A 14,155-nucleotide genomic window follows, 5' to 3' on the forward strand; every position below is an offset into this window, starting at 1 on the left:
GATCATCGCGGCCATCTTCAGCGGCGTGGGGCTGGTGCTGTAGCGGGTGTCGACGGTCGCCGAGAAGCTCAGCCCGGGTGGCGCGGGGCCGGACAGGTCGGTGAACACGCCGACGATCTGCGGCCGGAAGTCGTAGCCGCTCTTTTCCCCGCGCAACGGCTCACCGGGATGTTCGGCGTTGGGGCCCTGGCGCAGTCCGACGAACTCACCGGTGACCTTGTCGGCATGCGCGGTGAACGTCAACCGCTGACAAGCCGGGCTGAGCACCTGGCTCAGCGGGGCGGCGACGACCGGCACGTTGCGCACGATCAGCACCAGGTCCTCATTCACCCGCTCGAGGAGCAGCCCTCGGTCGACGGCTTTAGGGGCCTGTTTGGGCACCGTCGAGAGCAGCACCGTCTTGGCGGCGTTGTCGGGTCCGGCCAACCCGGCCGCGGCCTGACAGGGCACGGTGATGTTCAGGTCGGTGGCCACATAGCCGATCAGCGGCGCCTCGACGCTGCTGAACGTGCCGTTCTGCGGCCAGTTCAGTTGGGCGGTGGTCTGCTTGACCGGCAGGAACGGCGTGGCCAGCGCCAGCGCCGCGCCGAGGAGGCCGGCGACGACGGCGACGAGGCGAGCGATCCGGTAGTTAGCACCCGCGTCGCTCACGGAGGTAGATGGTAATTGTTCGATCGCGCCGATCGAGGTCTCGGTCGCCATCAGCGGTCCGTCCCCGGCTTGCGGATGGCCAGCACGAACGGGCCGATGTTGTCGACGGAGAAGCGCGGGTCGGAGAACAGCGCCGCCTTGAGGTCCACGGTGTAGCGCCGGACGTTGGGCTGGTTGGGGTAGACGTCTTCGGCCAGCCGCAAGGTATAGGTGTTGCCCGCGCCGCGGCGCATCAGGAAGACGGTCGGCGGCGGCCAGGGCAGCTTGTCCAGGGCCTTGATCAGGTCGTCGGCCGTCTTGAGGTTCGCCCAGCTCTCGATTTGGGAGGCGCGTTTGTCGAACTGCGCCAGCGGATTGGCGTAGTGCGACGTCAACCCTTGAAAGCCCCAGTAGGGATAGAAGGACAGGAAGCTGTAGTCGGCGGTGAGGACCACCGTCTGATTGCGGGGTCGACCGGTGCCGCGCAGGATGGCCGCGTCGATGTCGGCGTAGTACTTCTCCGCGCCGGGCGGGCGCCGGTCGCCGCGCTGCCCGTGGCCGTCGGTGTCGGTGTAGGCGACGGTGAGGTCGGGGCGCAGCACGTCGGGGATGTCTTGGCTGAAGCCGATCGCTCCGGCCAGACCGATGGCGGCTGCCACCGGCAGGATGGCTCGGCGGCGGGCGGCCAGCGCCAGCGTCGCTTCGACGAAGCCGAACACGCCCGCGGCCGCGAGCAGCACGGTCAGCGTCGGTTGCAGCCGGAACGACAGCAAGGTGGTGCGGGCCAGGGTGGTCAGCATGGACAGCAGCGACCACAGATAGACGGCCAGGACGCCCATGGCCAGCCCGCCGGCGCGGACCGAGGTGCGCGCCCGCACCACCAGCCACAGCGTGCCGAGCAGGCACAACGCCCCCAGCAGGGAGAACTGCAGCATGGGAAAGGTCAGTTCGGCGCCGTCGGCGGGCAGGTAGTGCTGGGCGCTGCCGCTGTTGCTGACCGGCCCGCGGACGGCCCGCAGCAGGTAGGGCAGCCAGGTGATCGATCCGATGGCCGCCGCGATCAGGGCGATGACCGCCAGCCGGCGCAGCGGGTCCAACGCCGCCTTCTTGTCGCGTCGCCAGCGGGCGGCCGCGAGCAGCACCGCCATCAGTGTCATGGTGAAGGCGCTGTAGGCGACCAGCAGCGTGTACCAGGTGGCGGCGAAGCCCAGGAAGATGCCCGCCCCAACCACCGCGCCCCAGCCCCCGCCGGTCGGCGCGAGTGTGCGCCCAGCCGCACCCTCGGCTTCGACTGTGCGGCCAGCCGCACGCTCGCCGGCACGCAGCCCCGACCAGGTCAGCACCAGCACCGGCGGCAGCAGCACCGCGATCATCGCCGCGTACGGTTCCGGCGAGCTGTACGCCAGCGTCACCGCCGTGGTCGCGATGGTGACCAGCAGCGCGTGTTCGAACCGGATCATCCGCCACCACAGCACCAGCGCGACCGCGACGGCCACGGTGATTGAGGTGATCGCCCACGGCTTGAATGCCTCCCACGCCGGTGCGCCCGTCAACGCCGCGACGCGCCCGCCGAACCAGAACCAGCCCGGCGGGTAGAACGGCGGCAACCCGCGGTAGGTCATGTCCTGCAGGGCGGCGCTGTCGGTGAGCCGGGTCAGGTACTCGGTGCGGAACTGCTGATCGACGGAGATGCCGAAGAGATACAGCTTGGTCGCGCCCAACGGCATACCGAGCGTCACGACGGTGAACGCCGACACGAAGACCACGCCGCTCACCTGAGCGAGCCGCCGTAACCGGCCGCCGCGACGCCACGCCCACCCGGTCGCGAGCAGTCCGGCCAGGCAGGCGACCTGCCCGACGGTGGTCAGCGCGTGCAGTTGGTTGGAGGACGGGAAGGCCGGCCACTGAACCTTCGAGATGGCGTCCAGCGAGACGACGGCCACCACGACGGCGACTAGGGCCGCAAACACCATCTGGCCCAGGCCGGCCAGCGCGTTGCGCATGCTCAGATGGGCAGCTTGCGGAACACGCTCCGCGGGATGTGACGCAACACCATCATCACGTACCTGAATGCTGTTGGCGCCCAAACCAGTTCCTTACCTTTTGCGGACGCGGTCACCGCCAGGTTGGCGACGTACTCTTTGTCGACGGTCAGTGGAGCTTCCTTGATGTGCGCGCTCATGCGGGTACGCACTTGACCGGGACGGATGACCAGGACCCGAACGCCGTACTCGCGCAACGCCTCGCCCAGTCCGAGGTAGAAACCGTCCAGGCCGGCCTTGGTGGAGCCGTAGACGAAGTTGGAGCGGCGCACCCGTTCGCCGGCGACGGTGCTCATCGCGATGATCTGACCGAAGCCCTGCGCGCGCATCTTCTCCCCGAGCAGCACGCCGACCGAAACCGCTGCGGTGTAGTTAACTTCGGCGATCTGCACGGCTTTGCGCTGGTTCTGCCACAGTTCTTCGGCATCGCCGAGCAAACCGAAGGCGACGATCGCCACGTCGACGTCGCCGCCCGCGAAGCATTGGTCGATGACCTTGGGATGGGTGTCGGTTTCCACGGCGTCGAAGTCGACGAGTTCCACCGAGCGAGCGCCGGCGGCTTTCATCTGCGCCACGGCGGCGTCGCGGCCGGGGTCATCGGGCATGGCCGCCAGAATGATTCGCGCTCGGGCGGTGCGCAGGTAGCGCTCGCAGATAGCCAGACCGATCTCCGACGTGCCGCCGAGCAGCAGCACGGTCTGCGGATTCCCTACGGCATCTAGAACCATTGGCGCACCATTTACAGCAGCTCCAAACGTCGGGCCATGTCCGAGGCGAACACCCGCATAGGATCGACCTTGCGGCGCAGCGCGATCCATTCGTCGATGCGCGGATACATGGCGTGGAAGGTTTCGGCCGTGGTGCGAGAGTCCTTGGCCGTGTAAACCCGGCCGCCGAATTCCAGCACCCGGCGGTCGAGTTCGGTGAGGAACTCGTTGAGGCCGGGTCTGATGGGGAAGTCCACGCAGACGTTCCAGCCCGGGATGGGGAAACTCAGCGGCGCCTGGTTTCCCGGCCCGAACAACTTGAACACGTTGAGAAATGAGTAGTGGCCAGACTTCTGGATGTCCCGGATGACCGCCTTGAACTCCTCGACGGCAGAGGTGGGCACCACGAACTGGTACTGGCCGAAGCCGGCCGACCCGAACGCGCGGTTCCATTCACCGAACATGTCCAGCGGGTGGTAGAACTGCGTCAAGTTCTGGATCTTGCCTCGGTAGGTGCCCGATTTGCGGTACCACAATTCGCCGATCGGCATGAACGTGTACTTGTTGGCCAGCCCGTTGGGGAAGACGTCGGGAAACGTAAGTAGTTGCGGCGCATCAAATTTCAGCGGATTGCGCTGCAGCTTGGCTGGCAGCTGGTCGACGGTGGCCAACCGGCCGCGCGATACCGCCGCCCGCCCGAGCTTCGGCGGAGCGCTGATGGCGTCGAACCACGCGCTGGAGTAGGTGTAGTCGGCTTCGCTGCCGTCGCTGTGCAGGGCGATGGTTTCGTCCAGGCCGGCGGTCACGTCGCCGTCGGCGATGAAGTACGCCGTTTCGGTCGGCGTCATCTCGATGGTGGCCCGCAGGATTATTCCGGTCAGGCCGTTGCCGCCGACCGTGGCCCAGAACAGTTCGGACTCGTCACCGGCGGGAGTCAAGTGGCGAATCTGGCCGTCAGCGGTCAGCAGGTCCATGCTGCGCACGTGGTTGCCGAAGCTGCCCGCGCTGTGGTGGTTCTTGCCGTGGATGTCACACGCGATCGCACCGCCGACGGTGACCTGCCGGGTGCCGGGTAACACCGGCACCCACAACCCGAACGGCAAAGCGGCTTTCATCAGTTGGTCGAGGTTGACCCCGGCGTCGAGGTCAGCCAGCCGGGAGTCGGCGTTGATGGAGTGGATGGTGTTCAGTGCGTTCATGTCGACCACCAGGCCGCCGCCGTTCTGCGCGTTGTCGCCGTAGGAGCGGCCCAGCCCGCGCGCGATGACCCCGCGCCCGTTGGGTGAGCCGCCGGCGTCGGCAACGCGGGCGACGGCCTTGGCGATGAGCTCGGGATCGGCCGTGCGCAGCACGTTGGCCACCGACGGCGCGGTGCGACCCCACCCGGTCAGCCGGGTGGGCGTGGTGGGAACGTCGGTGCTCAACATCGTGAAAGAGGGTACCGCCTGTCCGGCGGGGTCAGCGCATGCGGAAGATAACAGCTCGCTGCACGACGAAGTTGATGACGGTCGCGGTTCCCTGCGCGATGACGAACGCGACCGGGATCGCCCAACTGCGGTAGTGGAACAGGGCCAGGAACAAGTGGTTGAGTCCGACCTGCACGGCGAACGTCACCCCGTACAACGCCATGACCGCGGCGAAGCGGGCCCGGCTCGGTGCGGCCTGGAAGGTCCAGCGGCGGTTGATCAGGTACGCGGTGATGGTGCCGACCACGACGCTGATGAATTTGGCGAGGTCGACCTGCAGGCCAGCGCCCTTGTAGAGGGCCACGTAGACGCTGAAGTCGACGGTCGCGGCGAACACCCCGGTGATGATGAAACGGGTGACCTGAGTCGTCAGATGCAGATGCGCAGCCGCCGGCACGGCATCGGGCTCAGGGGGGATCATCGTGGAGCAGTTTAACGGGGGCCGCCGGTCGCGGCCCGCCGCTTTGGAATGTCAGCCCGTGGCCAGGGCGAGGAATTCCCGCTGTTCTGCGGCGCTGCGGCGCAGCGAACCGTAGAACGCCATCGTGGTCGTGACGCCGCTGACGGCCGCGCCGCCGAAGGCCGTCGCGCAGGCGTAGTCGCCTTCGACCAGCACACCGAGCCCACGCGGCGCGATCTCGTGGTGCAGCCACAGCGCGATGCGGGTGGTCATCCACTGCTGGTTCTGGATCCCGCCCGAGCACGCGTCGACGACCCGGTGGAACTCGCCGGGGTGCAGCTGGTTGCGGCCGCGCACATAGCCGACGTGCACCACACCGTCGAACGGCAACAGGTGATCGGCGCACAGCGCCTTGAACGGGATGGCCGCGACCATCTCGAACTCGGACTTCGGGGCGACCGGTGGCGCGACCGCGATGCGGCCGATCGGGAATTGCAGCAGGGTTCCGCCGGTGTGTGCGGATTCGTTGTCATGGCGCAGCATGGGAGTACCTTTCGGCGGCTTCGTCGGTGGGTGAAGCACGGCCTTAGCTTGTCCGGGGCGCCTTGGTAAATCCTCAAAGCTTTCTTGGCTGAATTTGGCGGTCGCGCGACCGGGTGGCCTCAAGGATTCGCAAAGCATCCCACCAGGTGCACGTTTGAGCCTGCTGGCATGTTCACCGTCACGTCCAACGCGGTACGCAAAGCCGCGCTCACGCTGCTGGGTGCCGCGCTGATTCTCGGGCTGGCCACGGCGTTGGCCAACGCGGCGTTCGCCGCCCGGGCGCACACCGACCCGCCCGGAATGGTCGGCGACCCGGCGGCCGCAGCCACGTATTGGCACCAGCAGACGCTGGACGACTGCGGGTTGATGGCCGCCGCCGCTGTGGTCGGTCAGGTGACCGGGCGAGAGGTCGCTGAGCCAGAGATCATCGCGGTGGCGCAGACGTTGCCCAGCCATGTTCATGCAGGGCCGGTCTACGCCGCGCCGGCCGATGTAGCCGACGCCAACCGCACCGGCCGGGGCACCCACCCGCGTGATCTGCCGACGGTGCTGGCGCGGTACGGAATCGGTGCGGCATTCACCGCAGGCGGCGGCCTGGACGCACTCGAGCGCTACCTGGCCGGCGGGCACAAGATCATTGTCGGAGTGAACGCCGAGCTCATTTGGGGGTTGCCGGTGGAAAGCACGGACGGTTACGGCAATCCGGCCGCCGACCATGCCGTCGTGGTCACCGGCGTGGACACCGCGACGCGCCAGGTGCACCTCAGCGACAGCGGCACGCCGTTCGGCAAGGACGAGACGGTCGCGATCGAGGCTTTCGCCAAGTCATGGGCGGCCAGCGGCGACAGCATGATCGTCACCCAACGCTGACGGCGTCCTCAGCGCGGCGAGCGGCCCGCGATGACCTTGGCTGCGACCACCCCGAGCTTGAGCATGCCCACATAGGTGGCGGGGCGCAGGACCGTCGGCCACACGGTGCGCTGTTCTTGGTGCTCGAGGGGGCGCCCCGCGAACCGGTCGCGCAACCAGCGCAGCGCCATCGGGGCCGAAAGCGGATGCAACAGCAGGTGGCCGCAGAACCGGTCGCGCTGATAGGTGACCGCGACGCCGCTGTGCCGGTACACCGCCACCAGCTTGTCGATGGCGTCGATACTGATAATTCGGTCGTGCACCGACTGGACCACAAGCAGCGGTGCCTGAGGCATCGTCTGGCCCAGTTTGGTGGCGTCGAAGACTTCCTGCACCTCGGGCAGCTCCCACAGGTCATCGGCGCACATGTCGACGAAGGAGCCGATGTCGACGTGCCGTAGCCGCCATACGGCCTCGACGGTCGTCATGTGGTGCAGTTCGTCGAGCAGTCGCTTGCCGTCCTCGGTGGCGTGCTGGTCGACCACCCGTTGGGCGCCAGGAAAGACGTGGGTCAGCGCCGCGATCATCAACGCGGCAAGCCCGGCGAAGAAGGTGGTGTTGAGGTGACGCGCGACGGTGCCGCAGTCGCCGACCGGTGAGCCCAGGACCGCGCCGACCACGTTGAGTTCGGGGGCGTAGTCGGCGTTGTGTTCGGCGGCCCACGCCGATGCCAGGCCTCCACCGGAATACCCCCACAGCGCGACCGGCGCCGATGGTGACAAGCCGAGGCGGTCGCAGTGCAGGGCCGCCCGGATGCCGTCGAGGATGCGGTAACCCGGCTCGTGGGGAGCGCCCCACATACCGTGGCAACCTTCGTGGTCCGGCACCGACACCGCCCAGCCCTGCGCCAACGCGGCTGCGATGAGCAAATACTCCGACTGCACGAACGCGCCGATCGGGCGCGCCCCGCGGCGCAGGGCATACGACGGGAAACACCGCGGCGTGACCGCGTCGATCGCGCATTGGTAGGACAGCAGCGGCCGCGCCGAGGCGGTGCCGGGGCGTTGCGGGAGGAGCACGGTGGTGACCGCGACCTCGGCCTCGCCGTGCAGGTTGGTGCTGCGGTAGAGCAGTTGGGTGGCGTGCACCGGCTGCTTGATCAAGCCGAGAAAGCCCAGCTCAACTTCACGGGAGCGCAGTAGTGTGCCGGGCTGCGCCCGCTCGAAGCCCGGCGGCGCCTCGTAGAACGGGTCCTCGTCCGGCGTGAGCAGCGGGTCGTCCAGGCCTAGCTGCTGATGAGGCGTATCGGCAGTCGCCTCGGCCACCGAGGATAAATTGCTCATTGTCAACCCGTCGTCAACCCGTCGCTCCTGGCGGGGTGCTTGCTGCCGCCCGTTGGCAGTACCGCCGGTACTGCCTCAAATTCCCGCAAATTACCGTCCTAAACCGGCCGCGGGCCGGATCTGGGTCACACCCAGTACGGCACCCGCGCGCGGTACTGCCGCATGGCAAACGCCGCCAGGACCCACCCGATGACCGTCAGGACCACCACCACGGCCCAGTGCCGCAGCTCCTGGTGCGCGCCCAGCAGCGGCGCTCGCACGATGTCCAGGTAGTGCAGCAGCGGGTTGAGCTCGATGATGCTCGACCACCTGCCCGCCCCTTGCTGGCGCAGCGTGTCGTCGTTCCAAATGATCGGCGTCATGAAGAACAGCAGCTGTACGACCGAGAACAGCAGCGGTCCGATGTCGCGGTAGCGCGTGGCCAGAATGCCGAAGCACAACGACACCCAGATGCAGTTGAGCATGATCAACGCCAACGCCGGGAACACCGACAGGTCCGCCCACGACCACGGCTTGGGGAAGATGATCGCCACCACGAGGTAGATCACAATGTTGTGGGCGAACAGAATCAGCTGGCGCCACACCAGCCGGTACACGTGCACGCTCAATGGTGTCGGCAACTGTTTGATCAAGCCTTCGTTGGCGACGAACACGTCGGCGCCTTCCAGGATCGCGGCGTTGATCAGGTTCCAGATGATCAATCCGAGCGTGACGTAGGGCAGGTGCACCGACAGCTCGAGATGGAAGAGCTGGGAGTACAAGCCGCCCATGGCCACCGCGGTGGTGCCCGTGGCGATGGTGATCCAGAACGGCCCCAGCACCGAGCGGCGGTACCGCTGCTTGATGTCCTGCCAGCCCAGGTGCAGCCACAGTTCGTGCCGCCGGAACCCGTCGGCCAGGTCACCTCGGGCCCGGGCCAGCGTCTTGGACTGCGCGGCAGCGTCGACGAAGGTCATTTCGGTCCTCCCGGCCGGCTGAACTGTTCGCGGCGGCCCATGCGGCGCAGCCGAATCCACTCGGCCAGGCCCTTGGGATCACGGCGGGTCACCAGGAAGAACCAGCCGAAACGGATCCACTCCTGCGGCAACAACTTTCGCAGACCGGGTTGGGACAGCACGTAGCCGCGGTTGCGGTAGGTGTAGAAGCGCTTGGCCGGGTCGTCGGGGTACTGGGTGTGCATGCGCCCGCCGAGAATCGGTTTGAATTCCTCGGATCCGCAGGGATGCAGATACACCGCGTCCAGGCAGGTGCCGAACGGCAAGCCGGACCGGACCAGCCGGCGGTGCATCTCCACCTCGTCGCCACGAATGAACAACCGCAGATCCGGCACCCCGATCGCCTCCAACGTGGCAGCGCGGAACAACGCGCCGTTGAACAGCGACGCGATGCCGGGCAGCAGGTCTGTGCTTGCCTCGGTGCGCAATTCGCTGACCCGCCGCCGCCAGACCAGGCCGCGCCGCAGCGGGAACGCGAGCCGCTGTGGGTCGTCGATGTTGCACACCATCGGTGACACCTCGGCCAAGCCGTGCTTGTCCGCGCATGCCAGCAGCGTCGCCAGCACCTCGGTGTCCTGCGGGTGGCCGTCGTCGTCGGCCAGCCACACCCAGTCGGCGCCGTGGGCCAGTGCGAGCAGCATGCCGAGGGCAAATCCCCCTGCGCCACCTAGGTTTCGGCGAGAGTTGAGATAGCTGGACGGAATGTCTTGCCCGTCGACCAGAGGGCGGATACGGCTGTCGCCGGATGCGTCGTTGTCGATGACGATGAGCTGGTCCGGGGGCCGGGTTTGAGTGCTGAGCACCTTGAGCGAACGGGTGAGTTCCTCGGGGCGCCGGTGGGTGACCACCACCGCGATGACGGTGTCACTCATCCACGGAAGCTTGCTGCGCCAACGGTTTTTCGGCTGCGCCATTGTTGCGCGTCTCGGCCAGGACCTCGCGAACATGACGGGCCGCGTCCTCGCCCTCGTAGGCGCGCACCACGTCCTCGATGCCGCCGGTCAGGCGGATGCCGCCGTGGTCGATCCACATCGCGGTGTTGCACAGCCGGGCCAGGAACTCGTTGGAATGGCTGGCAAAGACCAGGATTCCGGAACGCTCGACCAGACTCTGCAGCCGCGACTGCGCCTTTTTCAGGAATTCGGCGTCGACCGCGCCGATGCCTTCGTCCAGCAACAGGATCTCCGGGTCGATGCTGGTCACCACTCCCATCGCCAGCCGCACCCGCATCCCGGTGGAGTAGGTGCGCAGCGGCATCGACAGGTAGTCACCCAGTTCGGTGAATTCGGCGATCTCATCGACCTTGGTGAGCATCTGCTTGCGGGTCTGTCCCAGGAACAAGCCGCGGATGATGATGTTCTCGTAACCGGAGATCTCGGGGTCCATTCCGACGCCCAGGTCGAACACGGGCGCCACCCGGCCGGTGACCTTGGCCCAGCCTCGGGTGGGCTCGTAGATGCCCGACAGCAGCCGCAGCAGGGTCGATTTCCCGGCGCCGTTGTGCCCGACCAGTCCCACCCGGTCGCCGAGATTCAGCGACATCGTGATGTCCCGCAGCGCCTCGATGACCACGACGTTGGAGTTGTTGCGCCCGATGGTGCCGCCCGCTTTGCCCAAGAAGGTCTTCTTCAGCGAGCGCGACTTGGCGTCGAAGATGGGGAATTCGACCCAGGCGTCGCGAGTCTCGATGTGCGGGCCGGACACGGTCTACAGGTACTGTCCGGTGCCGTGTTGGCCCGGCCTGCCGATCCCCGGCGGCAGGGCGCCCTGACGCATCTGTTCGAGCTGGGCGCGGGCGGCCATCTGCTGGGCGAACAGCGCGGTCTGGATGCCGTGGAACAGTCCCTCCAGCCAGCCGACCAGCTGTGCCTGGGCGATGCGCAGCTCGGCGTCGGAGGGGGCGGAGTCCTCGTTGAACGGCAGGGTCAGCCGGCCGAGTTCTTCGCGCAATTCCGGCGCCAGGCCTTCCTCGAGCTCCCGGATGCTGGTTTGGTGGATGTCGCGCAGCCGGGTGCGGCTGGCTTCGTCCAGCGGTGCGGCGCGGACCTCTTCGAGCAGTTGCTTGATCATGGTGCCGATGCGCATCACCTTGGCGGGTTGTTCCACCAGGTCGGTCAGCGAACGTTCGTCGTTGTCGTCCTCGTCCTGGGCGATGATGCGCCGCGGGTCGAGGCCGCCGATTACTTCGATGCCGTCGTCATTGCCGGGACTCAACTGTCCTCACCATCCTCGTTCTAGCCGCTATGGGTGCGTCGCTGCGGTATTCCCGCGCCATTCGTAGATGCGCGCCCCGCCGTTGTCGTAGATCATCATCCAGTCCGGCGATTTATCTAGAGAGACTAGACCGTCGGGGATGACGAACCCGCGCACGATGGGGCTGCTGACCATGACGTAGCGGATGTTGAGCGCCTTGATCGACTCGACCACCCGCGGATCGCTGGTACCCCGGCGGGCATACGCCCAGAAGATGAAGCGGTGGTAGCCCGGGCCCATCTGCACCGGATAGTCGTAGTGCGTCCACAGCGGGTGCAGACCGGCCACGGCGTACATCCACGCGGTGCCGTCGGTGTTGCCGTTGCCGATCAGCGTGTCATGGGCGCCGGGCAGCCGCGCCAAATACGCCATGGCGTCGAGGTCACGCTGGTCGACCATCACCGAGTCGTACTTGTCGCCGAACAAGAAGCGGTGCCGCGGGAAGTAGTGCCACGAGCTGACCAGGCATCCGAGCACCAGCAGTGCCGCGGTGACCGCGGCCCACACCGGGTTGGGCAGCGGCCGCACCCGGCGGGTCAGCCGCTTGGTCACCGCGACCGCCAACGCGACGACGGCGAACAGTCCCAGGCCGGCCCCGGCGGTCAGTAACAGCGTGGTGGCCGCCGCGATGCGGCGCGGGTCCTTGTAGAAGAACTCGTTGAGGCCACCGACCACCACTCCGACCGGACCGCCCAGTGGCGTGCCGGCGTCGACGTTCATCGCGATCAGCAGCAGCCACACCGCCAGCGGCCACCAGATCTTTTTGACCACCAGCACCAGCCCGCCGATGACGGCCAGCGCGGTCAGCCCGTACTGCACCGGGAAGTCGTTGAGATGCCGCGAGTGCTGGAAGACGGCGTCGAACAGCCCGCGCCGCTTGCTGAGGTAGGTCAGGAACGAGTGCCCGGCGATGATGTCTTCCTGCTGCTTTACGCACAGGAACTGCGGCAGCATGATCAGCCCGGCCGCGACCGCCACCCCGGCCAGCGTCACCACGTCGGCAAGTCGCCCGCGGACCGGATGCCACAGCGCCTCGAGCAGCCACCACCCGCCCAGCAGCAGCACGACGATCATGCCGCCGGTGATGTGCACCGAGAAGACCCCGACCAGCGCCAACACCGCCACCGGGATCCGGTCGGGGTGCCGCAGGGTGGAGGCGATCAGTGCCATCGTCGGTACCGCGACCCCGTAGGCCGCCAGGTTCGGCATCGCCGCGGTGTCGAATTCCACGTACGGCACCGCGGTGAAGGAGGCCGACAGCGCCGCCGCGGTCGCCGCCGCCCCCGCGGTGCGCCACTGCGTGGTGTGCGGACGCAGTGTGCGCCAGGTCAGCACCGCCGCGCTGACCGGGAACAGCCAGATCGCCGCGGCCAGCGAGTTGAGCGTGTAGCCGGTGGTGGCCGCGGCGCCGGTGAGCTGACAGAACACCGCCGTCAGGGCGTGGAACACCGACGGGTAGTACAGCAGCGCGTGGGTTTCGACGTTGCGCAGTTCGCCCATGTGCGTCGACGACGCCTGGCCGGTGTCCAGGATCCAGCGCACGGCGTTGGCGTGCCAGACCGCGTCCCAGGTGCTGGGAATTGTCTGCCAATGCGGGATGCCGCGCTGCGCGGCCCAGCCGATCAGCACGGCGCCCAGCAGCACCCCGGCCGCCACGGTGAGTGCCGGACCGCGCGACACCGCGCGCGCTTCGGCGTCGGTGTCCCGGAACCGGCCCAGTAGCAGCTGCAAAGCCGTTGCTATGGCGCATATGACGGCGAGGGCGGCCAGGGCCGTCCAGCCGTTCCACGGAATACCGAGCGCGCCGTAAGGGATGATCGCCAGTGCCACTACGCCGTACGTCAGCGGTGGGCCCACTGCGATGGCGATTGGCCAGCTCAACTGCGTGATCCGCGCGATCATCGCCCCCGGTGCGATCAGCAAAATCAATGCGATCAGCGTTCCGATCCACAAGGTCACTGGACTAGTATGGCTGGCCGGGTGTCCTGGCTCGGGAGGCCGGAACGGCTGGAACGTCTGTGGCGCACCCGCTACCGTCAGCAATCCGCGGAAAACAGCGAAAGCTTTAAGGTGGCTGGCATGGCTTACGACGTCGCCCGGGTGCGTGGTCTGCACCCCTCGCTGGGTGACGGGTGGGTGCACTTCGATGCGCCGGCCGGCATGTTGATTCCCGATTCGGTCGCGACCACGGTGTCGACGGCGTTTCGCCGGTCCAGCGCCAGCACGGCGGGTGCACACCCGTCGGCCCGGCGCAGCGCCGCGGTGCTCGACGCGGCCCGCGAGGCGGTGGCCGATCTGGTCAACGCCGATCCCAGCGGTGTGGTGCTGGGCGCCGACCGGGCGTTGTTGTTGTCCGCGCTGGCCGAGGCGTCGTCATCACGCGCGGGCCTCGGCTACGAGGTGATCGTCAGTCGTCTCGACGACGAGGCCAACATCGCGCCGTGGCTGCGCGCGGCGCACCGCTACGGCGCCAAGGTGAAGTGGGCCGAGGTCGACATCGAAACCGGTGAGCTGCCGACCTGGCAGTGGGAGAGCCTGATCGGCAAGGCGACGCGGCTGGTGGCCGTCACGTCGGCGTCGGGGACGTTGGGCGCGGTGACCGATCTGCGGGCGATGACCAAGCTGGTGCACGACGTGGGCGGGCTGGTGGTGGTCGACCACTCCGCGGCCGCGCCGTACCGGCTGATCGACATCAAGGAGACCGACGCCGACGTGGTGGCGGTCAATGCGGTCGGGTGGGGCGGCCCGCCCATCGGCGCGATGGTGTTCCGCGATCCGTCGCTGATCAATTCGTTCACCTCGGTGTCCACCAATCCGTATGCGACCGGGCCGGCGCGCCTCGAGTTGGGGGTGCACCAGTTCGGTCTGCTGGCCGGTGTGGTCGCCAGCATCGAATACCTCGCATCGCTGGACGAGGCGGCCCGCGG

Annotated in this window: 13 protein-coding genes and 1 pseudogene; 2 read left to right on the forward strand and 12 right to left on the reverse strand. The window is 67.6% G+C overall.

Annotated elements, in window-relative coordinates:
- From A9W95_RS23820 to A9W95_RS23845, 6 genes and pseudogenes are all read right to left on the reverse strand, one after another.
- Positions 1-702: pseudogene (locus A9W95_RS23820) on the reverse strand (arabinosyltransferase); the annotation flags it as partial.
- Positions 702-2,633, reverse strand: coding sequence for a galactan 5-O-arabinofuranosyltransferase (locus A9W95_RS23825; RefSeq protein ID WP_067418574.1), 1,932 nt, complete (start codon positions 2,631-2,633; stop codon positions 702-704). The pseudogene A9W95_RS23820 and the gene A9W95_RS23825, both read right to left, overlap by 1 nt.
- Before the next feature lie 2 nt (positions 2,634-2,635).
- On the reverse strand, positions 2,636-3,400 hold the full coding sequence (locus A9W95_RS23830; RefSeq protein ID WP_067418575.1) for a decaprenylphospho-beta-D-erythro-pentofuranosid-2-ulose 2-reductase: 765 nt from the start codon (positions 3,398-3,400) through the stop codon (positions 2,636-2,638).
- Positions 3,401-3,411: 11 nt separating this feature from the next.
- Entirely contained in the window at positions 3,412-4,806 is a 1,395-nt protein-coding gene (locus A9W95_RS23835; protein ID WP_067418577.1) for an FAD-binding oxidoreductase, read from the reverse strand.
- A 31-nt stretch (positions 4,807-4,837) separates the two neighbouring features.
- Positions 4,838-5,266: a GtrA family protein gene (locus tag A9W95_RS23840; protein ID WP_067418578.1), complete on the reverse strand. Its 429-nt coding sequence runs from the start codon at positions 5,264-5,266 to the stop codon at positions 4,838-4,840.
- A 51-nt stretch (positions 5,267-5,317) separates the two neighbouring features.
- The gene (locus tag A9W95_RS23845; protein WP_067418580.1) at positions 5,318-5,788 is read right to left on the reverse strand and encodes a GTP cyclohydrolase I; all 471 of its coding nucleotides are present in this window, start codon (positions 5,786-5,788) and stop codon (positions 5,318-5,320) included.
- Between the two features lie 168 nt (positions 5,789-5,956).
- Between A9W95_RS23845 and A9W95_RS23850 the strand changes: the two genes are divergently transcribed.
- On the forward strand, positions 5,957-6,658 hold the full coding sequence (locus tag A9W95_RS23850; protein ID WP_067418582.1) for a C39 family peptidase: 702 nt from the start codon (positions 5,957-5,959) through the stop codon (positions 6,656-6,658).
- Positions 6,659-6,666: 8 nt separating this feature from the next.
- Here the strand turns inward: A9W95_RS23850 and A9W95_RS23855 are convergent, their stop codons facing one another.
- From A9W95_RS23855 to A9W95_RS23880, 6 genes are all read right to left on the reverse strand, one after another.
- Positions 6,667-7,980, reverse strand: coding sequence for a lipase family protein (locus A9W95_RS23855; protein WP_067418583.1), 1,314 nt, complete (start codon positions 7,978-7,980; stop codon positions 6,667-6,669).
- Positions 7,981-8,105: 125 nt separating this feature from the next.
- Entirely contained in the window at positions 8,106-8,936 is an 831-nt protein-coding gene (locus A9W95_RS23860; RefSeq protein ID WP_067418585.1) for an ABC transporter permease, read from the reverse strand.
- Complete coding sequence (locus A9W95_RS23865) at positions 8,933-9,847, reverse strand: glycosyltransferase (protein WP_067418587.1); 915 nt, start codon at positions 9,845-9,847, stop codon at positions 8,933-8,935. The genes A9W95_RS23860 and A9W95_RS23865 overlap by 4 nt, the downstream gene beginning before the upstream one ends.
- Positions 9,840-10,679 (reverse strand): ABC transporter ATP-binding protein, encoded by an 840-nt coding sequence (locus A9W95_RS23870; RefSeq protein ID WP_067418589.1) that lies wholly within the window; start codon positions 10,677-10,679, stop codon positions 9,840-9,842. The genes A9W95_RS23865 and A9W95_RS23870 overlap by 8 nt, the downstream gene beginning before the upstream one ends.
- 3 nt (positions 10,680-10,682) lie before the next feature.
- Positions 10,683-11,189, reverse strand: coding sequence for a bacterial proteasome activator family protein (locus A9W95_RS23875; RefSeq protein ID WP_067418591.1), 507 nt, complete (start codon positions 11,187-11,189; stop codon positions 10,683-10,685).
- A 27-nt stretch (positions 11,190-11,216) separates the two neighbouring features.
- Complete coding sequence (locus A9W95_RS23880) at positions 11,217-13,187, reverse strand: DUF6541 family protein (RefSeq protein ID WP_067418593.1); 1,971 nt, start codon at positions 13,185-13,187, stop codon at positions 11,217-11,219.
- A gap of 120 nt (positions 13,188-13,307) precedes the next feature.
- Between A9W95_RS23880 and A9W95_RS23885 the strand changes: the two genes are divergently transcribed.
- Positions 13,308-14,155, forward strand: an 848-nt coding sequence (locus A9W95_RS23885; protein ID WP_067418595.1) for a cysteine desulfurase-like protein, incomplete at its 3' end; no start/stop codon positions are given.

It is taken from the genome of Mycobacterium sp. 1423905.2, from assembly GCF_001673155.1.
Taxonomy (GTDB): Bacteria; Actinomycetota; Actinomycetes; order Mycobacteriales; family Mycobacteriaceae; genus Mycobacterium.

What these genes read in the sequence shown, in the direction of transcription:
- A9W95_RS23825 (WP_067418574.1), bottom strand. Translation starts at nt 2,633, where the DNA reads ATGCGCAACGCGCTGGCCGGCCTGGGCCAGATGGTGTTTGCGGCCCTA.
- A9W95_RS23830 (WP_067418575.1), bottom strand. Translation starts at nt 3,400, where the DNA reads ATGGTTCTAGATGCCGTAGGGAATCCGCAGACCGTGCTGCTGCTCGGC.
- A9W95_RS23835 (WP_067418577.1), bottom strand. Translation starts at nt 4,806, where the DNA reads ATGTTGAGCACCGACGTTCCCACCACGCCCACCCGGCTGACCGGGTGG.
- A9W95_RS23840 (WP_067418578.1), bottom strand. Translation starts at nt 5,266, where the DNA reads ATGATCCCCCCTGAGCCCGATGCCGTGCCGGCGGCTGCGCATCTGCAT.
- A9W95_RS23845 (WP_067418580.1), bottom strand. Translation starts at nt 5,788, where the DNA reads ATGCTGCGCCATGACAACGAATCCGCACACACCGGCGGAACCCTGCTG.
- A9W95_RS23850 (WP_067418582.1), top strand. Translation starts at nt 5,957, where the DNA reads ATGTTCACCGTCACGTCCAACGCGGTACGCAAAGCCGCGCTCACGCTG.
- A9W95_RS23855 (WP_067418583.1), bottom strand. Translation starts at nt 7,980, where the DNA reads ATGAGCAATTTATCCTCGGTGGCCGAGGCGACTGCCGATACGCCTCAT.
- A9W95_RS23860 (WP_067418585.1), bottom strand. Translation starts at nt 8,936, where the DNA reads ATGACCTTCGTCGACGCTGCCGCGCAGTCCAAGACGCTGGCCCGGGCC.
- A9W95_RS23865 (WP_067418587.1), bottom strand. Translation starts at nt 9,847, where the DNA reads ATGAGTGACACCGTCATCGCGGTGGTGGTCACCCACCGGCGCCCCGAG.